This is a genomic window from Terrabacter sp. AAH1, from assembly GCF_054456855.1.
This window is the reverse complement of sequence record NZ_JBTJJV010000002.1, coordinates 218,698-238,756: the sequence shown is the minus strand read 5'-3', so window position 1 is coordinate 238,756 and position 20,059 is coordinate 218,698. Positions and strand designations below refer to the sequence as shown.

Genomic DNA, 20,059 nt, shown 5'->3' with positions numbered 1-20,059 from the left:
TGCGGGTGCTCCTGGTCGCGGGGGCGCTCGCTGCCGCGGCGGCGGGCGTCGGCATCGGCCTGCGCAACTGCGTGGTGTCGCGGATGGTGGCGGTCGTGGTCTCCGTCATGACCCTGGCCGGTGTCGGCCTACTCCTGACCGTCGGCGAGCCGGGAGGCGACCCCGTGCCGGCAGGCGGCACGGCCTGGGCGGCGCTCGCCCTCAGCGCCGCCGTCCTCTCCGGACTGTCCGGCGATGCGACGCGTCGACGTCGATGGACGAACCCCGCCTCGAGGAGGGCGAATCCGGATAATTTGGGCACATGGCGAACCAGGTTCTGCTCGTGGAGGACGACGACGACATCGCTGGTGCGCTGGTCATGGCGTTGGCCCGAGACGACCACGAGGTCACGCGTGTCTCCAACGGCACCGCTGCGATCGACCACATCACCTCCCGGCCCACCCAGGTCGTCCTGCTCGATCTCGGCCTCCCCGACATCGACGGGCTCGAGGTCTGCCGCCGCATCCGCGCCCATGGCTACCAGGGCGTCGTGATCATCCTGACCGCCCGCGGTGGCGAGCTCGACCGGGTCGTCGGGCTCGACGTGGGAGCCGACGACTACCTGCCCAAGCCGTTCTCGCTGTCCGAGCTGCTCGCGCGCATCCGGGCGAACCTGCGCCGCGGGTGGGCAGGCACGACGCAGCCCGAGTCGTCTGCTGCGCACCCGCCCCAGCACGCCCTCGGCCGCGCGGAGCGGGATCCGGCAGGCGTCTGGACGCACGGCTCCGGTGCGGCGCCGGCGAGCCCGGCAGCCGGACTCGCCGCGTCAACGCCCTCGTCGGTCACGTCGTCCACGGGCCTCAGCGTCGACACCCGTTCGCGGCGCGCCTTCGTCCGCGGGGCCGAGCTGGCCCTGACGGCCAAGGAGTTCGACGTGCTGGCCCTCCTCGACACCGAGCGCGGCGCCGCCATCACCCGCGAGCAGCTCATGAGCGACGTCTGGGACGAGAACTGGTTCGGCTCCACCAAGACGCTCGACGCGACCGTCGGCCGGCTGCGCCAGAAGCTCGAGAGCGCAGCGAGCCCCGCGCGCATCGCCACGGTCCGCGGCGTCGGGTTCCGGTTAGAGGACGAGCCGCCCGATGCGTGAGCGGCTCGTCGCCGCACTCGTCGGGACCGTCGTCGTCGTGGTCGTCGTCATGACGGTCGTGCGCGCCTACGCCCTGGCCGGAGAGGTCGAGCGGACCGCGCACGCCACGGTCGAGCGGTCCCTCACGATGGCCTCGGTCGCCGTCGACGAGAGGCTGGCCGCGGGACGCCCGGTCACGCCCGAGTTCCTGTCCGCGCTGTCGAGCGGTGTCGTCAACCTCCGGTTCCAGCCCGCGGCGGGGGCAGCCGTCGCGGGTGGGCCTGCCGTGTCGGCGACCGACCGTGAGTTCGCGCTGGACTCGACCCGACCCGACGGGTCGCAGCTCACGGTCGTGCGCCCGGCCGATGACATCGGCCGCCGCATCTCCGACGTGCTGCTTCCCTTGGTCCTGCTCGCCCTGACTCTGGTGCTCGCTGCAGCAGCCGTCGGCTGGGTGCTCGCTCGCCGCCTGTCGCGACCGTTCCAGCAGCTCGCCGTCGCTGCCCGGGCCCTGGCCCGCGGCAGGACGGGGGTCGACGTGCCGCACTACGGCGTGCCCGAAGCCGAGTCCATCGGCGCCGCCCTTCGTGAGGGCCTGGCGCGCATCGACCGGCTGCACGACCGCGAGCAGCAGTTCGCCGTGACCGCCTCGCACGAGCTGCGCAGCCCGATCACCGCGTTGAAGCTGCGCGTCGAAGGTCTCGGCCTGCACCATGGGCTCCCCGACGACGCCCGCGCCGAGGTCGAGGAGCTGCACCGCGGTCTCGACCGCCTGTCCGTGGCGGTCGTCGACGTTCTCGGGTCGGCTCGCGACGAGCGTGGCGCGGGCGCCAGGGCCGTCGACGCCACCCCGCTCCTCACCGAGGCCGTCGAGCGGCTCGGGTCACGCAGGGTGCGACGCCGGGTGGAGGTGACGGCGCCGGGAGCCGTGCTCGTCGACGTGCCGGCCGACCCTCTCACCGAGGTCGTCGCGGCCCTGCTCGACGACTGCGTCGGCACCGGCACGGGGACGGTCCGGGCCGAGGTCACCGACCGTGGCACCCACGTCGAGGTCGTCGTGTCGGACGAGGGGCCGCCCCGCGCGGCACCCGACCTCGTCCACCCCGAGAGCGCTCCCCGGCACCTCGCCGGCGCCGCCCTCACCGCGGAGTCGTTCGGCGGGCGGCTCATGGTCGCCGACGCTCCCACGCACCGCTACCGCCTGCTCCTCCCGCGCTGCGAGGTGTGACGCCCGCAACGCCCGCTCACCCGGCGGCGAGGTACCAGACCGTCGAGGTCAGCACGGCGAGGACGAGCGTCGCGAAGAGGATCCCACCCGCCACGGGCAGGAACCACCCCGCCGCGCGTCGCGAGCGAACCGCCACGAGCTTGACCACCACGGCTCCGACGACAGCGCAGCCGATCACGCCGTGGACGACGGTCCGGGTGGGGACGGGCTCCCCGTCAGCGAGGGTGCCCGACTCGAGGCCGAGCGCCCACACGCAGTGGTAGGCGACGAAGACGGTCAGCACGAGGGCGACGGCTCCCGACGCGCGGTGGGCCGGACCGACCCAGGCCGGCGCCGGACGGCCGAACCTGCCGTACATCCACAGGGCGCCGAGAAGCTGCAGCACCGTGAGCACGGCGATCACCACCGACAGCACGACCTTCATGGAGATCACGGTGCGGAAGCCCAGCGTCGTCGTGCCGGCGAGCGTCGGGTCGTGCACCTTGCCGAACACGCCGACGAGCAGGGCGACCACGGCTCCCGCGGCGAACGCCGCCAGGGGGACGACCATGCTTCGCGGCTGCACGCCCCCTGTCAGGCCCTCTGTCATGCCGTCAGGATGCTCCCGACCGCCCATGCACGTCGAGCGCGCGTCCGACGCAGGATGCCCGGCCGCGCACTCACGCGACCGGGCATCCGACGAACGGGACCGCTTCGGGTCAGCCCGCCGACGCCGGCAGGTGGATGGTGAGCAACCGGGCCTCACCCTCCTGCAAGGTCACGACCGTGGAGCCTTCCTCCGTGGACGACCCGTCGTACCAAGCCTTCTCGCCGGTGTAGACGTTCTCCAGGCGGATCCTGAACTGGCCGGCGGGCAGCGTGACCGGACTGAACGTGTTGCCGCCGAACACGTCGAAGTCGCCCATGTGGTGGCCGGACGTGCTCTCGACGAAGCCGATCCAGCCCTCACCGGCCGGCGACCCGTCGGACTCGACGAGCTCACCGGCGATGCTGCTGGCCGGCGCGAGCGCCGCCGAGAACGTGCCCGCCCTGCCCGGCTTCAGGGTGACCGCGGTGGCGCCCGAGTAGGTGGTGGAGCGCCTGACCACTCGGGAGCCCACGGGCCCGCGCCGTAGCCCACGTAGACCACCGGGCGGTAGGTGCCGCCCGCCAGCGGACCGACCGTGTAGCGGGCCGTCGGCGTCCGTGATCGCCAGTCGAAGCACTCGCTTCAGCAGGTCGTCTCGAGGACCCGGACGGAGGCGGCGCCCGCACAGGGAATCCGTGGGCGCTACCTCTGGCGAATCGCTCCGAGGAGTGCCATGCTCGATGCAGCACCATCGATCGCTGCGACTGATGATGCAAACTTCATCGAGAAGTCTTTCGCAACTGGCCTTGTTCCGTTTACACTCGTCAGTAGCGAAGGGTTGGGCCCGCACGAACCGCGCCCAGCCCTTCTGCATGTGCTGGCTCGCGCTGTCCCCCTGTCGGTGCGAGCCAGCTCAAGCAGAGAAGGACCCGGATGCCTCTGGCACCCGGGTCCTTCTCTTTGTCCGCTCTGTGTCCGCCGTCGCGTCCGGAGACGCCGCCGGCGGGGGTCAGCTCCCCGGCTTGTCGCCCCGCTGCGCACGGGTGCGGGCCGAGCCTCGCGACGAGGCGGTCGTCGACGCACCGTTGATGGTGCCGCCCTCGACCGCGTCGGACGTGATGGCGTCGGAGTCGGGCGCCGGGTCGACCGAGGTCACCTGGCCCGACGGGCCGGTCGCAGACGCGTCGGACTCGCCGGAGCGGTCCTTGGCGTCGGCGATGGCCGACTGGCCCTTCGCCGCGAGGTCGCCGGCCTTGTCCTTGGCCGCATCGGCGAGCTCGGAGCCCTTCTCCTTGGCCTTGGTCGCGGCGTCGGCGACGGCCTCCTTGGCGTGGGTCACCTGCTCGGCGGCCTTGTCCTTGAGAGTGGCGGTGTCGGACGTGCCGGACGTGCCCGCCGTGCGGGAGTCGAGGGGGGTGGCCCACGGGTCATCGGCCTGTTGCTGCTTGCGGAACGCCGCGACGGCGGCCACGGCTGCAGCCGTCAGGCCGATCGCGATGAGCCACTTGCCCTTGCCGCCACGCTTCTTGGCCACGGCGTCGCCCTTCAGCACGGCGTACGCGTCCTGCGCACGATGCCCGCTGACGGCTGCGGTCTCCCTGGCCTGTGCCGCGGCCTGCTCGAGGTGGGGCTGGGCCGCCTCTCGGGCCTGCTCGGCGCCCGCGGCGAGGGCGGCGGCAGCCGTGGCGATGGCCGCGCCGACCTTGGGCAGCACCGTGTCGACGAGGGTCGACTGGGCAGCCTCCACCCGTGGCTTGGCGCGGTCGGCGGCCTCGTGCAGGGCCTCTCCGGCGACGTCCCTGGCGGTGGCCGCGGCGTCCTGGAAGCGCTCGCGGGCGGTGTCGGCGGCGTCGTGGAGCGCGGGTGAGGCTGCCTCCCTCGCTGCGGCGAGGCGGTCGCGGGCTGCCTCTGCGGCGTCGTGGAACACCGGTGCGGCGGCCTCGCGAGCCGAGTGCGCCCGCACGAGTGCGGCCTCCCTCGCTGCTGCGGAAGCCTCGCTCGCCGAAGCGGCGGCGTTGTGCTTCAGCGCGTCCAGGCGATCACTCGCGGCCGAGCCGAGGTCGGCTGCCGTGGCGCGCGCCTGGTCGACGGCAGCCTCCGTGCGGGACTGCTTGGTTCGGAACATTCGTCCTCCTAGGTCCACTCGTCCTTACCCATCCTGCCAACTTCAGGGACGCTCCGCACGACCGTCCGTCGTGGGCGTCGCCTGCTCGGGGCCGGGTGCGTCGTGTCCCTTGAGGGGATCCTGCCCGTGGTGCCCGGGAACGGTCGGCGGGTGGTCGAGACCCAGCACGGTGTCCTCGAGCGTCGTGTCCTCGAGCGACTCGCGGGTGGGTGCCGGCACGTCGCCCGCGGCCGCCCCGAACCCGCTGTCCACAGGAGTGTCCAGGCCCGGATCGCCCTGACCGGCAGCCGGGTCCGCGGTCGGGGACTCCGGGTCGACCGGGTAGGGGTCACCGCCGGTCACGTCCGTCGCGCCGGCAGCCGCCGCGGCGCCCGTGGCGGTGGTCGGCCCGGACGTGTGGCCCTCGGCGACCTTGTCGACACCGTGGCCGACCTGCTCCTTGACCTTGGCGACCTTGTCGGCGTACTTGCCCTCGGTCTTCTCGTCGATCTTCGACGCGGCCGTCTCCACGTAGCCGTCGATCTTCTCGCGGTTCTGGGCGGCGTAGTCACCCGCCTTCTCGCGCGCCTGCTTCGCGGCCGCGGCGGCCTGCTCCTGCAGGTGCTTGGCCTTGGTCTCGAGGTCGAGCTCCTCGGCCTTCTTCTTCAGCTTGTCCAGAAACGACATCGGCACTCCGTCCTGCGCCGGTGTTCACCGGCGGCTATCGGGTCGCGTCCCCGGTGGGGATGGGAACGATCCTTCTCCTTGGGCAACGGCGGGTCCAGCCGTGCCGTTCCGCATTTCGCAGATGCCCGTACCCGGGAGCGGGCGGCCGGCGGCACGGCATACGTGCGCGGTCATGCGAGGATTGGGCCCATGAAGGCAACCCTGCACACGAACCACGGCGACATCGTCGTCGACCTCTTCGAGCACCAGGCCCCGAAGACGGTGGAGAACTTCGTCGGCCTCGCCAAGGGCGAGAAGGAGTACAAGGACGAGGCGGGTCGCACCAACCCGACGCCGTTCTACGACGGCCTGATCTTCCACCGCATCATCCCGAACTTCATGATCCAGGGCGGCTGCCCGATCGGTCAGGGCTTCGGCGGCCCGGGCTTCACGTTCGACGACGAGATCAGCCCCGACAAGGACTTCACCAAGCCCTACATCCTCGCCATGGCCAACGCCGGCAAGCGCATGGGCAAGGGCACCAACGGTTCCCAGTTCTTCATCACGACCGCTCCGACCACCTGGCTCCAGGGCAAGCACACCATCTTCGGCGAGGTGGCCGACCAGTCCTCGCGCGACGTCGTCGACAAGATCGGCACCGTCCCGACCGGCGCCAACGACAAGCCGCTCGAGGACGTCGTCATCAACTCGGTCACCATCAGCGACTGACGCAGCCGACGCGAACCGACACGGACGAGACCGGCAGGGAGATCGAGTTGTCCGACGACCCGAGCAGTGTCCCGCCGGCCCAGCCGTCGGGCGAGCCGAGCCAGTACGGCCCGCCCGGCCCGGCCGGCCAGCCACCGGTGCGCCCCGGCGTGCCGCAGCCGGCCGCCGGTCCGTCCGTGTGCCCGCGCCACCCCGACCGCGAGGCCTACGTCCGCTGCCAGCGCTGCGGGCGGCCCGCGTGCCCCGAGTGCCAGCGGCCCGCCGCCGTCGGCATCCAGTGCGTCGACTGCGTACGCGACGCCGCCCGTTCCACGCCCGACGCGCGCACGGTCTTCGGTGGCCGAGCGACCGACGGCACCCCCGTCGTCACCTACGCCATCATCGGGATCTGCGCCGTCGCCTACCTCGCGCAGCGCGCCAGTGACTCCGTCACCCTGGACTTCGCCTTCGCGCCCTTCCTCGGGTGGAGCGAGCCGTGGCGGTTCGTCACCGCCGCGTTCCTGCACTCGCCGCAGACGATCTTCCACATCCTGCTCAACATGTTCGCGCTGTGGTCGCTGGGGCAGTACCTCGAGCCGATGCTCGGCCGCGCCCGGTTCGCAGCGCTATACCTCATCAGCGGCATCGGCGGTCAGGTCGCCGTGACCCTGCTCGCGGGCACGCCCACCGTCGCCGACATCGCGGCCGGCGGACGGGGCGCGTGGTTCGGCGCCGTCGTCGGGGCGTCCGGCGCGATCTTCGGCCTGTTCGGCGCGCTGCTGGTGCTGAACCGCCACCTGGGCCGCTCGTCCACCGCGATGTACGCGACCATCGCGATCAACGCGGCGTTCGGCTTCCTCTATCCCGGCATCTCCTGGCAGGCCCACCTCGGCGGCCTCGTCACCGGCCTCGCCTGCGCCGGCGTCATCGTCGCGTTCCGCAAGCAAGGCGTGCGCCGCCTCGTGTGGGTGGCCCTGCTCGCCGTGCTCGCCGTCGTGGTCGGCCTCGCCGTCGCGAAGTACCTCACCGTCCCGGTCGACATCCGCGAGCTGACGTCCGGATGACTCCGTCTCGTCCCGTGAAGCGCCCCCGAGCCGACGCTCGGGGGCGCTTTCTGCATCCGCCCACAGCGAGTTGTCCACCGGCTGTGGAAAAGCCTGTGGATGTAGTTACACGCGTGTCATTCATCCCCAGCTGGGGAAAACTCTGTGGACAGCCGGCGGGCCGTGCGCGCGGACTTGTGCACGGGGGTTGTCCACAGCTGTGGAGGAAAAAGAACGACGCCGGCCGTCCACAGGTGTGGACAGCCGGCGCCGGGAAGGCTGTGGGCAGGTGTGGATGCCGATCGAGCCCTCACCGCCACCGCATCGTCATGATGAAACCCGCCATGAGCAGCACGAAGCCCACGCCGAGGTTCCACACGCCGATGGACCCGATCGGGAACTTGTACTCCGTCACGTAGTACACGACGATCCACAGCAGCCCGAGGACGAGCAGCGTGATGAAGACGGGGGCCCACCAGGTGGGGTTGGGCTCGGCGGCCTTGCTGGTGCGGGGCGGGACGTATGCCGCCGCCTTGTGGTCGCGGCCTTTGGACTCGGGCACAGCACTTCTCCTTGGTCTGAGTTGAGCCAAGGGTAACCAATGAGGTGCCCCGCGTCCCCGCGCACGGAACCTCCGCTCGACCGGCCCGTCGCAGGAGGCACAATGGTGGCGGCGCGGACCGTCCGCGCGAGCGAGGACCCGACATGAACGACGCCGACCGTCCCGAGGCACCCGAGCCTCCCGATGGTGCGCCGATCGTCGAGCCCGCTGCGCCCGCCGAGCCCGCTGCGCCCGCCGAGCCCGCGCCGGCACCGAAGGTCCGCCGGCGCCTCACGTGGGGCGTGCTCGTGCCGGTCGTCACCGCGGCCGCCGGCCTGATGTTCGCGATGAGCTTCCAGGCCGCGCAGGGCCGTGACCTGCGCGCCGACCGCGACCTGCCGCAGCTCATCAAGGAGGGCACGGTCCGGGTCCAGGAGAAGTCGACCCTCCTCGACGAGCTGCAGCGTGAGGTCAACGCGCTCGCCAAGACCAACGCGCCCGCCGACGACCACATCTCCACCCTCAACCGGGCCGCCGACGAGCTGGCCGGCACTGCTGCGACGACCAAGGTCAGGGGCGCCGCTATCGAGGTCACCCTCGACGACGCCCACCGCACGGCCGACTCCCTGCCCGACGGCTTCACGGCCGACGACATCGTCGTGCACCAGCAGGACGTCCAGGCCGTCGTCAACGCGCTCTGGTCGTCGGGCGCCGAGGCGATGATGATCCAGGACCAGCGGGTCATCTCGACGAGCGCCGTGCGCTGCGTCGGCAACACGCTCATCCTCCAGGGCCGCGTCTATGCCCCGCCCTATCGCATCACCGCCATCGGTGACGTCGACCGGCTGCAGCGCGGACTCGACGCCGACCCGTCGGTCACCATCTACAAGCAGTACGTCGACGCGGTCGGTCTCGGCTACGGGGTGCACACGCACAGCTCGATCGAGTTCCCGGCATACTCGGGCTCGGTGGACTTCCAGTACGCCTCGCCGATCCGCTGACCCGCCCCCGAGCCCTGTCTGAGAGACACCGCATGACCAGCCCAGCCCGCATCCTCGTCGTCGACAACTACGACAGCTTCGTCTACACGATCGTCGGCTACCTCGAGCAGCTCGGCGCCGAGTGCACGGTCGTGCGCAACGACGCCGTCGAGGCGAGCGAGGCGGCGGCATACGACGGGGTGCTCGTCTCGCCCGGCCCCGGCACGCCCGAGGGGGCGGGGGTCTCGATGGAGATCATCCGCGAGTGCGCGCGCATCGCGAAGCCGATGTTCGGGGTGTGCCTCGGACACCAGGCGCTCGGCGTCGTCGCGGGGGCGACGGTCGGGCGCGCGCCCGAGCTGCTCCACGGCAAGACGTCGCTCGTGCACCACGACGGCACCGGCGTCCTCGAGGGTCTGCCCGACCCGTTCACCGCGACGCGCTACCACTCGCTGACGATCGACCCGGCCACGCTGCCGGCCGAGCTCGTCGCGACGGGGCACACCGACTCCGGCCTCGTCATGGCCGTACGCCACCGCGACCTGCCGCTGCACGGCGTTCAGTTCCATCCCGAGAGCGTGCTCACCGAGGGTGGCCACCGCATGCTGGCCAACTTCCTGGCGATGTGCGGCGACCCCGGCGCGGTCGAGCGTTCGGCCGGGCTGAGCCCCCTCGTCACCGCCGCCGTCTGACGGGCCCCGCCACCGTCGGCGACCCCCTCACGTCGAGTGCCCACTCTCCGACGGCGGAGAGTGGGCACCCGACAGAGAGGTCAGGGCAGGGTGAGGGTCGTCGGCGGGGGCGTCGTCGGCGGGTTGGTGGTCGTCGTGGGCGGCGGGGTCGGTGTGATGGTCACCGTCGCGTTCGGTGTCTTGGCCACCTTGACGACGATCGTCGTGCCGCGCTTGACCACGTCACCGGCCTTGTCGACCGCCAGCACCTCGTCGGGGTTCTTCTCCGAGTCGACCGACTGCTTGCGCGGGTCGAGGCCGGCGTTCTGCAGCGCGACGGCCGCCAGCGCCCAGTCCTTGCCGACGAGGTCGTCGGGCACCTTGACGTTGCCGGTCGCGTAGAAGATCCGGATCTTCGTGTCCTTCGAGACGACGGCCCGCGCAGCGGGCTCGGTCTTGGTGACCTTGTCCTTGTCCTGGTCGGGCGTGTTCTCCTGGGTGAAGCCCGCGACGGCGAAGCCCGCCTTCTCGAGCTCTGACCGCGCCTCGTCCTTGTCCATCCCCGTGACGTCGGGCACCGTCAGGGTGTCGGGACCGGAGGACACGACGTACTTGACCGTGGTCTGGGTCTGCACCCTCGTGCCGGCGCTGGGGTCCTGGCTGACGACCTCGCCCTCGGGCACGGTCGTGCTCGGGGCCGAGCTCTTCTGGCCGCGCAGGTTGTTGGTCGCCAGCGTGCGGGCGGCGGCGTCCTCCTTCATGCCCTCGAGCGTGGGCACGGCCACGGTCGGCACCGTCGTGGGCGCCTGGTTGCCGAACCACGTGACCGCACCCCAGCCCACGAGGGCGAGCAGGGCGATGACGAGCAGGGTGATGAACGCGGCCTTGCCGCGACCGCTCTTGCGTTCCGCGCCGTCGATCTCGTCGTGACCGACCGCGGGCAGGCCGGCGGTGTTCTGGTAGCGGTCGCGGCGCGCGCCGACCGGGGGCTGCACGGCCGTCGGCGCGCCCGCGGCGGCATACGCCTGCGGGAGCGTCTGGGTCGCGGCAGCGCCGACGGCGGCCGCGGTGCCGAGGGCGGCGGCGCTGATCTGGCGACCGAGCCGGACGTTCTCGAGGTCGTCACGGAACGCCGTCGCGTCCTGGTAGCGGGCCTCGCGGTCCTTGGCGAGGGCGTGCAGGGTGACGGCGTCGAGGTCGCCGCCGACCGCGTCGTTCCACACGCTCGGCGGCTGCGGCAGCTCGCCGACGTGCTGGTAGGCGATCGCGACCGGCGAGTCGCCGACGAAGGGCGGACGACCGGCGAGCAGCTCGAAGAGGAGGCAGCCGGTCGAGTAGAGGTCGGAGCGCTCGTCGACGGTCTGGCCCTGGGCCTGCTCGGGCGAGAGGTACTGCGCCGTGCCGACGACCGACTGGGTCTGCGTCATCGTGGCGGCGGTGTCGGCGATGGCCCGGGCGATGCCGAAGTCCATCACCTTCACGTGACCGGTGCTCGTGATCATGACGTTGGCGGGCTTGATGTCGCGGTGGACGATGCCCATCCGGTGGCTGTAGGCCAGCGCGTCGAGGATGCCCTCGGTGACGCGGATCGCCTCGGCCGGGTCGAGCTGCTGGTGGTCGGTCAGCCGCTGGCGCAGGGTGTGCCCGTCGACGTACTCCATGACGATGTACGGGAGGGTCGTACGCGTGCCGTGCGGCCCGTCGGCCACGCCCTCGTCCTCGCCGGAGTCGAAGATCGCGACGATGGCCGGGTGGTTGAGTCCCGCGGCCGACTGCGCCTCGCGGCGGAAGCGCATGAGGAAGTTGGCGTCGCGCGCGAGGTCGGAGCGCAGCATCTTGATGGCGACCTGGCGGCCGAGCCGCGTGTCGTGGCCGAGGTGCACGTCGGCCATGCCGCCTCGTCCGATGAGCTCGCCGACCTCGTAGCGTCCCCCGAGGACGCGGGCTGCGGTGGTCACGTCGTTCGCCTCTGCTCGTTCGTGAAGTGCTCGTCCGGGTGCTGGGTCATCGTGGTCCGCTCGTCGGGCGCCCGCAGGTGGCTGCTCGCGCTGGTCGGGTCGGTCGGTCATCGGTTCAGCACCGCCTCCATGACGTCGCGGGCGATGGGGGCGGCCACACGGCCGCCGCCGACCTCGCTGCCCTTGACGCCGCCGTCCTCGACGACCACCGCGACGGCGATCTTCGGGTCGGTGGCGGGGGCGAAGGAGATGAACCAGGCGTGCGGGGGCTTGTCGAGGTCGTGCTGGGCGGTGCCGGTCTTGCCGGCCACCTCGACGCCGTCGATCTTGGCGCGGGCGCCGCTGCCGTTCTGCACCACCGAGACCATCATCTTGGTCAGCGTCGACGCGGTCTGCTCGGACACGGCCTGCGACAGCTCGACGGGGTCGGGCGTCGACTCGATGATGTCGAGGTTGGCGCTGCGCACCGAGTCGATGAGATAGGGCGTCATGACGCGGCCGCCGTTGGCGATGCCGGCCGCCACCATCGCCATCTGCAGCGGGGTGGTGCGCACCTCGAACTGGCCGATCGCGCTCTGCGCGGCCTGCGGCGCGTTGAGGTCGGCGGGGACCGAGCTGGTCGCGACGCGCATCGGCACCTGCAGCGAGTCGCCGAAGCCGAACTTGGCGGCCTGGGCCCGCAGCTTCTCGCCGCCCAGCTCGAGGCCGAGCGAGCCGAACGCGGTGTTGCACGAGATCTCGAGCGCGTGGATCAGCGTCGTCTTGTCGTTCGGACCGCACGCGCGGCCGTTCTCGTTGGGCAGCGGGGTCTTCGTCAGCGGCAGGTCGAGCTCGGGCGGCCCCGGCACCGAGGAGTTCTCGTCGGTGACGACGCCGTTCTCGAGCGCCGCCGCGGCGGTGACGACCTTGAACGTCGAGCCGGGGGGGTAGACGCCGCTGATGGCCCGGTTGAGGTACGCCTTGTCCTTGTCGGTCGAGAGCGTCTGCCACGCCTTCGCCGCCTTGGACAGGTCGTGGCTCGAGAGCGGGTTGGGGTCGTAGGTGGGGTGGCTGACCATCGCGAGGATCGCGCCGGTCTTCGGGTCGAGCGCCACGACCGCGCCCTTGTTGTCGCCGAGGGCCTTGTCGGCCGCCGCCTGCGCCTTCGGGTCGATCGTCAGCTCGATGGTGGCGCCGGAGGTCTTGCGCCCGGTGATGAGGTCGGTGACGCGGCGCACGAAGAGGGTGTCGGCGTCGCCGGAGAGGAGGTCGTCGGACGCGTGCTCGAGACCGTAGGGGGCGCCGACGGCATACGAGTAGAAGCCGGTCAGCTGGGCGTAGAGGTCGCCCTGCGAGTAGGTGCGCAGGAAGCGGTACTGGTCCTCGACCGGCACCGACTTCGCGATGGCCTGGCCCCCGGCGATGATCGAGCCGCGCTCGCGCGAGTAGCTGTCGAGCAGGGTGCGCTTGTTGGTCGCCATGGCGTTCAGCGACTTGGCCTGCGTGAACTGCACGATCGTCGAGGCGACGAGCAGCGCCGTGAAGAGGCAGGCGATGACGACGGACAGGCGGCGGATCGGGGTGTTCACGGCAGCTTCACCACCTGGGTGGCCTCGGCCGGCGACGGGTCGTCGACCGCGACGCCCACCGGCATCTCGGGCATCGGGCGACGCGCCTGGTCGGAGATGCGCAGCAGCAGCGCCATGATCACCCAGTTCGCGAGGAGCGACGAGCCACCCAGCGACATGAAGGGCGTCGTGAGACCGGTCAGCGGGATCACCCGGGTGACGCCGCCGATGACGATGAACAGCTGGAAGGCGACCGAGAAGGAGAGGCCGATCGCGAGGAGCTTGCCGAAGCCGTCACGCACGCCGAGAGCCGTGCGGATGCCGCGCTCGCAGAAGAGCAGGTAGAGCACGATGATCGCGACGGCGCCGAAGAGGCCGAGCTCCTCGCCGAGCGCCGGGAAGATGAAGTCGCTCTCGGCGAAGGACGTGAGGTAGGGCCGGCCGGCGCCCAGACCCGTGCCCGTGAGTCCGCCCGAGGCCATCCCCCACAGCCCGTTGGCCAGCTGGTTGGACCGCTCGAGGTTGTCCTGCGAGAACGGGTCGAGCCACAGGTCGACGCGCTTCTGGAAGTGCGTGAAGGCCGACAGCGCGAAGGCGACCGCCGCGGCGAAGAGCAGCAGCCCGATGGCGATCCACGACACCCTCTCGGTCGCGACGTAGAGCATCGCGACGAAGAGGCCGAAGAAGAGCAGTGCCGAACCGAGGTCCTTCTGGAAGACCAGGATGAGCAGCGCGAGCACCCACGCCACGAGGATCGGGCCGAGGTCGCGACCGCGGGGGAAGGTGAAGCCGAGCACCTTCTTGCCCGCGAGCGAGAGCACGTCGCGCGTCTGCACGAGGTAGCCGGCGAAGAAGACGGCCAGCGCGATCTTCGCGAACTCGCCCGGCTGGAAGTTGAGCGGCCCGATGGAGATCCAGATCTGCGACCCGTTGATGGTGCGCCCCAGACCGGGCAGCAGCGGCATCAGCAGCAGCACGAAGCCGGCCGCCATCGTCACGTAGGTGTAGCGGCGGAGCAGCCGGTGGTCGCGCAGCAGGAACAGCACGCCGACGGCGAGGGCCACCGCGAGCGTCGTCCAGATGATCTGGCGGTACGCGTCGCCGTCGCTGCCGAGCTTGCCGCGAGCGAGGTCGAGCCGGTGGATCATGACGAGCCCGAGACCGTTGAGCACGGTGGTGATCGGCAGGAGCACCGGGTCGGCGTACGCGGCCTTCCAGCGCAGCACGAGGTGCACGGCGAGGACGAGCACCATGAAGCCGCCGGCGACCGGGATGATGTTGGCCGGCACGGTGCCGTTGCGGTTGAGGTCGGTGGTGACCCACGCCAGCAGCACGATGCCCACCGCGAGCAGCAGCAGGACGAGCTCGGCGCCGCGGCGGGTGCGCGGGGTGAGCGGCTCGACGGTCGTCGTCACGCGCCCACCCCCGAGAACGCGGCAGCGACGGCCGGCGGCGTCGAGACGGACGGGTTAGGCGTCGCCGGCACGGGCGACGTGGGTGCGGGGGTCGTCGGCGTGGCCGGGGTGGTGGGCAGCGGCGTGGTCGGCGTCGGGGCCGGGCTCGTGCCACAGGGGGTGCCGGCCGCTGCGATCTGCTGGCAGCGCTGGGCCTCGGTGCGCAGGGCGGCGACCTTGAGCTCGGCGTCGGCGAGGTCGCGCGCCGTGATCGTGTTGCCGACGGAGCCCTGCACGTCGGTGGGCAGGTCGGACACGAGCACGTCGGACTGCGACTGCACGTGCGAGAGGCGGATCGGGCCGAGGTCCTGCGAGACCCCCTGGAAGATCGCGACGTGGCCGGCGTCGGCGGCGACGTAGTACTGCTTCTGCGACCAGGCCCACGCGGCATACCCGCCCCCGGCGAGCACGGCGAGCACGAGCACGAGGCCGATGGTGCGGCGCACGACCTTGGATCGCTTCGACCGGGACTTGTCCTCGGCCAGCTCGAGGCCGTCGTCGTCGGGGTGCGGCCGTCCGGTGGCCTCACGCGAGAGGGCCGCCGCCTTCTCGGCCGGGCTCGTCGGGATGGCACGCGTCTTGTTGCGCATGCGCTTGCCCGCGGCGCCGACGACCTGCGGCACGGTGGTCGGCAGGTCGTCGCCGTCGGCGTCGACCACCTCGGCGACGATCACGGTGACGTTGTCGCGGGTGCTCGCCTTGAGCGCGACCTCGATGCAGCGGTCGGCCGCCTCGTCGGGCGTACGCGCCTCGCGGAGGATCTCCTCGATGACGTCGGCGCCGACGAAGTCGGACAGCCCGTCGGAGCACATGAGGAAGCGGTCGCCGATCTTCGCCTCGCGCAGGGACGTGTCGGGCTCGTCGTCGGGCTGGCCGGTCATGACGCGGGTCACGACCGAGCGCTGCGGGTGGTGGCCGGCCTCGTCCTTGCTGATGCGACCCTCGTCGATGAGCTGCTGGACGAACGAGTGGTCCTTGGTGATCTGCGAGAACGTGTCGCCGCGCAGCATGAAGGCGCGGGAGTCGCCGATGTGCGCCATGGCGAGCTTGTTGCCGGTGCGCAGCATGACGATCGTCGTGCTGCCCATGCCGGCGAGGTCGGTGTTCTCGCGCATCGCCTTGGTCAGCTTCGCGTTGGCCGAGTGCAGCGCCTCCTCGAGCAGCGGGATCGCCTGGTCGGCGGTCACGTCCTCCTCGTCGAGCGGCGCGAGCTCGCCGACGATCATCGAGCTGGCGACGTCGCCCGCGGCGTGCCCACCCATGCCGTCCGCGAGGACGAGCAGGTTGGGGCCGGCATACCCGGAGTCCTCGTTGCGGGACTTGGGTCCCAGCCCGAGGTCTGAGCGCGCGGCGTAGCGCAGGGCGATGGCCATCGGGTCAGCCTCGCAGTTCGAGGACGGTCTTGCCGATCCGCAGGCTGGTGCCCACCTCCACGGGACGGGTGCCGGTCAGGCGGTCGCGTCCGATGAAGGTGCCGTTGGTGGAACCGAGGTCCTCGACGACCCAGCCGTCGCGCCCCGAGGGGTCGGGATAGATGCGGCAGTGCCGGCCGGACGCGTAGTCGTCGTCGAGCACGAGCGCGCACTCGGGGTTGCGTCCGATGAGGATGCCACCGCTGCGCAGCGGCAGCGACGTGCCGGTGAGCGGGCCCTCGGTGACGACGAGGGTCGTCGCGGGCCCCTTGGAGCGGCCGCGGCCACGCCAGCCCGACCCGCCGGCCGGCTCGGTCGACGGTGCGGGGGCGGCGACACCGGCGCCCGCGGCGGCCGGCGCCGCGGCACGTGCCGGGGGGCGCTGACGGCTCTGCTGCTCGGCCTCCTTGCGCGCCTTGCGTCGACCGCGACGGCTGACGGCAGTGCCGTAGATGTCGGTCCGGAGCACGCCCACGACGCTGAAGATGAAGATCCACAGCAGCGCGAGCAGACCCAGCCGCAGCAGGGTCAGGGTGAGTTCACTCATGCGTCACCGGCGCCCGGCTCGGAAGGTGGCGGACGTGCGCCCGATCGTGAGGCGGTCGCCGTCCTGGAGTCGCTGCGTCGAGATGCGCTCGCCGTTGACGAAGGTGCCGTTGGTCGAGTTGAGGTCGCGGATCGAGGTGACCAGGTGCGGTCCGTCGGTCGTCACCCGGATCTCGCTGTGCCGGCGCGACACCCCGGGGTCGTCGATGACGATGTCGGCGGTCTCGTCGCGACCGATGGTCGTGAGGCTGCCGAGCAGCGGGTAGCGGTCGCCGCCGATGTCGAGCCACGGGCGCGCCGACGGGTTGGACCGCGGCGTCGGCCGGTGGGCCGGCGCCTCGTCGATGACAGTGCCGTCGGAGGTGTGCGGGCGGGGCGCAGCGCCCGCAGACGCGGCGGGCTCACGGCCGACCTGCTTCGCGGTCGCGGGACGCACCCGGAAGACGCCGGTCTCGAGGCCCTCGCCCTCGACGAGCTGCACCTCGAGCGGGCCTCCGGGCTGGTAGCCCTGCGAGTCGGCGTGCTCCTGCGCCGCGGCGACGAGGTCGTCGGACAGGTCGTCCTCGTAGTCACCGAGCCGCTCGTAGTCGGTCTGGCTCAGCTCGATCGTGTAGAGGTTGGGCACCATGGCGCGGCCGTGGCCGAGCAGGGCCGCCCGGTCGTCCATGGCACGGCGGATCGCCGAGGCGATCTCGACGGGCTGGACCTCGGACTTGAAGGCCTTGGCGAAGGCACCGTGGACAGCCTTGGCGAGACCGTGCTCGACACGGTTGATGATTCCCACGCCGTCTCCTCCTTCAGGTGAGCGCTCCGGCCGGGCGCTTCATCGTAACCGGGTAAGCCCCTCCTGCCCCCAACCGACGGGCCCGCACGGCCCGTCGGGAGTCCGTTCCAGAGTCCATCTCGAGCCCTTCACGAGCCCTTCGCGCCGCGCCGCGCCGCTGGTCGGCAGGTTTGATGTGTGACGGAAGCATGGGACGATCTCACGGGGTCCCGCGGCGGGTCCCCGCACGTGGAAGGCCAGCAAGGAGCGCTCGATGAGCAAGGACGAGACCGGAACCACCGAGGGTCAGGGCATCCCCGGCTTCTCTGCCAACAACTCCATCCCGGGTGGCTTCACCCTTCCGATCCCCACCGCAGGTGCGGACGACCACGAGGACGAGACCCCGGCCGACCCGTGGAGCTCGACGTGGGAGGACACGTCGTGGCAACCGGGTGACACCGGTCAGCAGCCGGCCGTCGGCGGCCCCGACACGGCTGAGGTCGCCTCGACGAACAGCTGGACCGACTCCTACGAGTACGGCGGCGAGTACGGCAGCGACCACACCTCGACCGAGTCCGCCAACGGCCACGACCACAACGGCTCGTCCACGTCCGCCTGGGACTGGCAGCCGTCCGACCCGGGCACGAGCGAGACCGGCCAGAGCACCGACCACTGGTCGACCCTCCAGCACAACGCCGACACCGCCGCCGCGTCGCAGGAGGAGTACTCCGGCTGGACGCCCGCCGGGTCCGGCGCCCCCACCCCCACGAGCTCCACGAGCGACACCGCCGCCGCGTCGTCCGCCCACTACGGCACCGACCACAGCGCAGCCCAGCAGGCGTATGCCGCCCGGCCGGCCGTCGACCCCGACGTGGCCGCCGCAGCGGCCGAGGGCTACACGAGCGCCGACACGGCATACGACCTCACCCCCGCCGCCCGCGAGGGCAACTCCGACCGCCCGAGCGCCGAGGACCTCATCACGGCCCGCTCGAAGGGTGAGCGTCAGAAGGTCAAGGCCAACTCGGGCCTGCGCAAGGCCTTCGGCCTCGGCCCCAGCACCAAGGAGCTGCTCGAGCGCGACCGCATCGACCGCATCGCCCGGCCGCTCAACGGCCGCAAGACGATCATGGTCATCAACACCAAGGGCGGCGGCGGCAAGACGCTCGTCACCCTGATGCTCGCGAGCTACCTCGGCCGCTACCGCTCGGGCTCGGTGCTCGCGTGGGACAACAACGAGACCGAGGGCACGCTCGGCATGCGTGCGCCGTCGCAGAGCCACCACCGCACCGTCGTCGACCTGCTCGGCGCCCTGCCGACGATCGCCAACGACCCCAACGCCGGCACGTCCGAGCTCGAGCACTGGGTGCGCGAGCAGCGGGGTCTGTCGTTCGACGTCCTGGCCTCCGCCGACGACGACGAGGCGATGCGCATCATCGGCGAGCAGGAGTTCGAGGACCTCCACACGCAGCTGTCGCGCTTCTACCGGATGATCGTCGTCGACACCGGCAACAACCGCCTCTCGCCGAACTGGCTGGCGGCCGCGGCCCGCGCCGACATGCTCGTCTTCGCGACGTCCCTCAAGGACGACACCTCGGTCGTCGCGGCGAAGAACCTCGACGCGCTCGTGGCGATGGGCCGGGGCGACCTCGTGCGCAACGCCGTCTGCGTCATCTCGCACACCTCGGCCAAGGGCAACGACATCGGCGCCGGCGTGCACACGCGCGAGCACTTCGAGCAGTGGGTGCGCGCGGTCGTCGACATCCCCTACGACCCGATGCTCGCGCCGGGCCTGCACCTCGACCCGCTGAAGATCAACAAGAAGACGCACGACGCGTGCATGGAGATGGCCGCCGTCGTCGTCGACGGCCTCTGACCTCCTCGGCCGACCAGCCGTCCCGAGCGGGTATGCCGTCCGCGTGGCCCTTCTCGCGCTGACCGGGGCGGCCGGGCGCATCGCGACGGCCGTCCGGCCGCGGCTGCGCGCTGCCGGACACCGGCTCGTGCTCTGCGAGGCTGCGGGCGTACCGGTGCCAGACGTCGACATGGCGGTCGAGCGCGTCGTCTCGTGCGACCTGCGTGACATCGGCGCCCAGGCCGAGGCGTTCGCCGGCGCCGACCTCGTCGTGCACCTCGGCGCCTTCTCCGACGAGCAGTCGTGGGCCGACCTGCTCGCGGTCAACGTCGACGGCACGCGCGCGGTGTGCGAGGCCGTGCGTCTCGCCGGGGTGCCACGCCTGCTGCTCGCCAGCTCGGTGCACGCGGCCGGCTTCGTGCCCGTCGACTCGCCGGCGCTGCGCGACGGGATGCCGCTCCCGGCGCCCGACACGTACTACGGCGTGACCAAGGCGACCCTCGAGGCGCTCGGCGCCCTGTATGCCGCCCGGTTCGGCATCACCGTCGTGAGCGCTCGCATCATGACCTTCGCCGACGCCGCGCACGGGCAGCCGTCGCGGTGCTGCTGGCTCTCGCCCGACGACATGACCCGCCTGGTGCTCGCCGTGCTCACGACCGACGCGACCGGCCACCGCGTCGTCTGGGGTGTCTCTCGCAACACGCACCGGCTCGTCGACCTCTCGCAGGGGCTGGCGATCGGCTTCGACCCGCAGGACGACGCCGAGGCGTACGCCCGAGGGGCCGCGGCAGACGGCACCGGGCCCGAGTCTCGATCGGGCCTGCTCGGCGGGGGTTTCACGCAGCCCGACTACCGCCTCGGGGAGCCGCACGGGGGCCGCTGACCGGCTCGGTGGGTACGCCTGGCGGGA

The 20,059-nt window shown here is 71.7% G+C and carries 19 protein-coding genes; 8 read left to right on the top strand and 11 right to left on the bottom strand.

From position 1 onward, the window contains the following. Window positions 1-301: 301 nt before the first annotated feature. Together ACXR8F_RS05115 and ACXR8F_RS05110 are read left to right on the top strand one after the other, a co-directional pair. Window positions 302-1,129 carry a response regulator transcription factor gene (locus tag ACXR8F_RS05115; protein WP_458799017.1) on the top strand — a complete coding sequence of 276 codons (828 nt, stop codon included), beginning with the start codon at window positions 302-304 and terminating at the stop codon, window positions 1,127-1,129. Further along, window positions 1,122-2,336, top strand: a complete 1,215-nt coding sequence (locus ACXR8F_RS05110) for a sensor histidine kinase (RefSeq protein ID WP_458799016.1) — start codon at window positions 1,122-1,124, stop codon at window positions 2,334-2,336. The genes ACXR8F_RS05115 and ACXR8F_RS05110 overlap by 8 nt, the downstream gene beginning before the upstream one ends. 16 nt (window positions 2,337-2,352) lie before the next feature. Here the strand turns inward: ACXR8F_RS05110 and ACXR8F_RS05105 are convergent, their stop codons facing one another. The 4 genes from ACXR8F_RS05105 to ACXR8F_RS05090 form a co-directional block, all read right to left on the bottom strand. Then, a complete protein-coding gene (locus ACXR8F_RS05105; RefSeq protein WP_045188961.1) occupies window positions 2,353-2,925 on the bottom strand; it encodes a DUF6529 family protein in 573 nt (190 codons plus the stop codon). Window positions 2,926-3,034: 109 nt separating this feature from the next. Beyond that, window positions 3,035-3,424: a hypothetical protein gene (locus tag ACXR8F_RS05100; RefSeq protein WP_458799015.1), complete on the bottom strand. Its 390-nt coding sequence runs from the start codon at window positions 3,422-3,424 to the stop codon at window positions 3,035-3,037. A gap of 489 nt (window positions 3,425-3,913) precedes the next feature. Further along, entirely contained in the window at window positions 3,914-5,029 is a 1,116-nt protein-coding gene (locus tag ACXR8F_RS05095; RefSeq protein WP_045188958.1) for a hypothetical protein, read from the bottom strand. A 42-nt stretch (window positions 5,030-5,071) separates the two neighbouring features. Beyond that, window positions 5,072-5,695 carry an antitoxin gene (locus tag ACXR8F_RS05090; protein ID WP_052677128.1) on the bottom strand — a complete coding sequence of 208 codons (624 nt, stop codon included), beginning with the start codon at window positions 5,693-5,695 and terminating at the stop codon, window positions 5,072-5,074. Window positions 5,696-5,884: 189 nt separating this feature from the next. On the opposite strand from ACXR8F_RS05090, the gene ACXR8F_RS05085 reads away from it, so the two are divergent. Together ACXR8F_RS05085 and ACXR8F_RS05080 are read left to right on the top strand one after the other, a co-directional pair. Beyond that, window positions 5,885-6,403 (top strand): peptidylprolyl isomerase, encoded by a 519-nt coding sequence (locus ACXR8F_RS05085; protein ID WP_045188955.1) that lies wholly within the window; start codon window positions 5,885-5,887, stop codon window positions 6,401-6,403. Between the two features lie 137 nt (window positions 6,404-6,540). Then, on the top strand, window positions 6,541-7,446 hold the full coding sequence (locus tag ACXR8F_RS05080; protein ID WP_045189382.1) for a rhomboid family intramembrane serine protease: 906 nt from the start codon (window positions 6,541-6,543) through the stop codon (window positions 7,444-7,446). Between the two features lie 289 nt (window positions 7,447-7,735). Here ACXR8F_RS05080 and ACXR8F_RS05075 read toward each other — a convergent pair whose 3' ends face one another. Then, complete coding sequence (locus ACXR8F_RS05075; RefSeq protein ID WP_045188953.1) at window positions 7,736-7,987, bottom strand: cell division protein CrgA; 252 nt, start codon at window positions 7,985-7,987, stop codon at window positions 7,736-7,738. Between the two features lie 143 nt (window positions 7,988-8,130). Between ACXR8F_RS05075 and ACXR8F_RS05070 the strand changes: the two genes are divergently transcribed. Together ACXR8F_RS05070 and ACXR8F_RS05065 are read left to right on the top strand one after the other, a co-directional pair. After that, window positions 8,131-8,967: a DUF881 domain-containing protein gene (locus ACXR8F_RS05070; protein WP_458799014.1), complete on the top strand. Its 837-nt coding sequence runs from the start codon at window positions 8,131-8,133 to the stop codon at window positions 8,965-8,967. A gap of 32 nt (window positions 8,968-8,999) precedes the next feature. After that, window positions 9,000-9,638 (top strand): aminodeoxychorismate/anthranilate synthase component II, encoded by a 639-nt coding sequence (locus tag ACXR8F_RS05065; protein ID WP_045188949.1) that lies wholly within the window; start codon window positions 9,000-9,002, stop codon window positions 9,636-9,638. 80 nt (window positions 9,639-9,718) lie between these two features. Here the strand turns inward: ACXR8F_RS05065 and pknB are convergent, their stop codons facing one another. From pknB to ACXR8F_RS05035, 6 genes are all read right to left on the bottom strand, one after another. Further along, complete coding sequence (gene pknB / locus ACXR8F_RS05060; protein WP_045188947.1) at window positions 9,719-11,575, bottom strand: Stk1 family PASTA domain-containing Ser/Thr kinase; 1,857 nt, start codon at window positions 11,573-11,575, stop codon at window positions 9,719-9,721. A 107-nt stretch (window positions 11,576-11,682) separates the two neighbouring features. Then, a complete protein-coding gene (locus ACXR8F_RS05055) occupies window positions 11,683-13,143 on the bottom strand; it encodes a peptidoglycan D,D-transpeptidase FtsI family protein (RefSeq protein ID WP_045188945.1) in 1,461 nt (486 codons plus the stop codon). Next, window positions 13,140-14,537 carry an FtsW/RodA/SpoVE family cell cycle protein gene (locus ACXR8F_RS05050; RefSeq protein ID WP_045188943.1) on the bottom strand — a complete coding sequence of 466 codons (1,398 nt, stop codon included), beginning with the start codon at window positions 14,535-14,537 and terminating at the stop codon, window positions 13,140-13,142. The genes ACXR8F_RS05055 and ACXR8F_RS05050 overlap by 4 nt, the downstream gene beginning before the upstream one ends. Beyond that, window positions 14,534-15,949, bottom strand: a complete 1,416-nt coding sequence (locus ACXR8F_RS05045) for a PP2C family protein-serine/threonine phosphatase (RefSeq protein WP_045188940.1) — start codon at window positions 15,947-15,949, stop codon at window positions 14,534-14,536. Before ACXR8F_RS05045 ends, ACXR8F_RS05050 begins: the two co-directional genes overlap by 4 nt. Window positions 15,950-15,953: 4 nt before the next feature. Beyond that, window positions 15,954-16,535, bottom strand: a complete 582-nt coding sequence (locus ACXR8F_RS05040) for an FHA domain-containing protein FhaB/FipA (RefSeq protein ID WP_458799013.1) — start codon at window positions 16,533-16,535, stop codon at window positions 15,954-15,956. 3 nt (window positions 16,536-16,538) lie between these two features. After that, window positions 16,539-17,318, bottom strand: a complete 780-nt coding sequence (locus ACXR8F_RS05035; protein ID WP_458799012.1) for an FhaA domain-containing protein — start codon at window positions 17,316-17,318, stop codon at window positions 16,539-16,541. 253 nt (window positions 17,319-17,571) lie between these two features. Between ACXR8F_RS05035 and ACXR8F_RS05030 the strand changes: the two genes are divergently transcribed. Both ACXR8F_RS05030 and ACXR8F_RS05025 read left to right on the top strand, forming a co-directional pair. Next, a complete protein-coding gene (locus ACXR8F_RS05030; protein ID WP_458799011.1) occupies window positions 17,572-19,170 on the top strand; it encodes a MinD/ParA family ATP-binding protein in 1,599 nt (532 codons plus the stop codon). Between the two features lie 43 nt (window positions 19,171-19,213). Beyond that, complete coding sequence (locus ACXR8F_RS05025) at window positions 19,214-20,032, top strand: NAD-dependent epimerase/dehydratase family protein (RefSeq protein WP_458799010.1); 819 nt, start codon at window positions 19,214-19,216, stop codon at window positions 20,030-20,032. Window positions 20,033-20,059: the final 27 nt, after the last annotated feature.

Excerpts from the sequence above, each read along its gene's own strand:
- ACXR8F_RS05115 (WP_458799017.1), top strand. The coding sequence starts at position 302 with ATGGCGAACCAGGTTCTGCTCGTGGAGGACGACGACGACATCGCTGGT.
- ACXR8F_RS05110 (WP_458799016.1), top strand. The coding sequence starts at position 1,122 with ATGCGTGAGCGGCTCGTCGCCGCACTCGTCGGGACCGTCGTCGTCGTG.
- ACXR8F_RS05105 (WP_045188961.1), bottom strand. The coding sequence starts at position 2,925 with ATGACAGAGGGCCTGACAGGGGGCGTGCAGCCGCGAAGCATGGTCGTC.
- ACXR8F_RS05095 (WP_045188958.1), bottom strand. The coding sequence starts at position 5,029 with ATGTTCCGAACCAAGCAGTCCCGCACGGAGGCTGCCGTCGACCAGGCG.
- ACXR8F_RS05090 (WP_052677128.1), bottom strand. The coding sequence starts at position 5,695 with ATGTCGTTTCTGGACAAGCTGAAGAAGAAGGCCGAGGAGCTCGACCTC.
- ACXR8F_RS05085 (WP_045188955.1), top strand. The coding sequence starts at position 5,885 with ATGAAGGCAACCCTGCACACGAACCACGGCGACATCGTCGTCGACCTC.
- ACXR8F_RS05070 (WP_458799014.1), top strand. The coding sequence starts at position 8,131 with ATGAACGACGCCGACCGTCCCGAGGCACCCGAGCCTCCCGATGGTGCG.
- ACXR8F_RS05065 (WP_045188949.1), top strand. The coding sequence starts at position 9,000 with ATGACCAGCCCAGCCCGCATCCTCGTCGTCGACAACTACGACAGCTTC.
- ACXR8F_RS05045 (WP_045188940.1), bottom strand. The coding sequence starts at position 15,949 with ATGGCCATCGCCCTGCGCTACGCCGCGCGCTCAGACCTCGGGCTGGGA.
- ACXR8F_RS05040 (WP_458799013.1), bottom strand. The coding sequence starts at position 16,535 with ATGAGTGAACTCACCCTGACCCTGCTGCGGCTGGGTCTGCTCGCGCTG.
- ACXR8F_RS05030 (WP_458799011.1), top strand. The coding sequence starts at position 17,572 with ATGAGCAAGGACGAGACCGGAACCACCGAGGGTCAGGGCATCCCCGGC.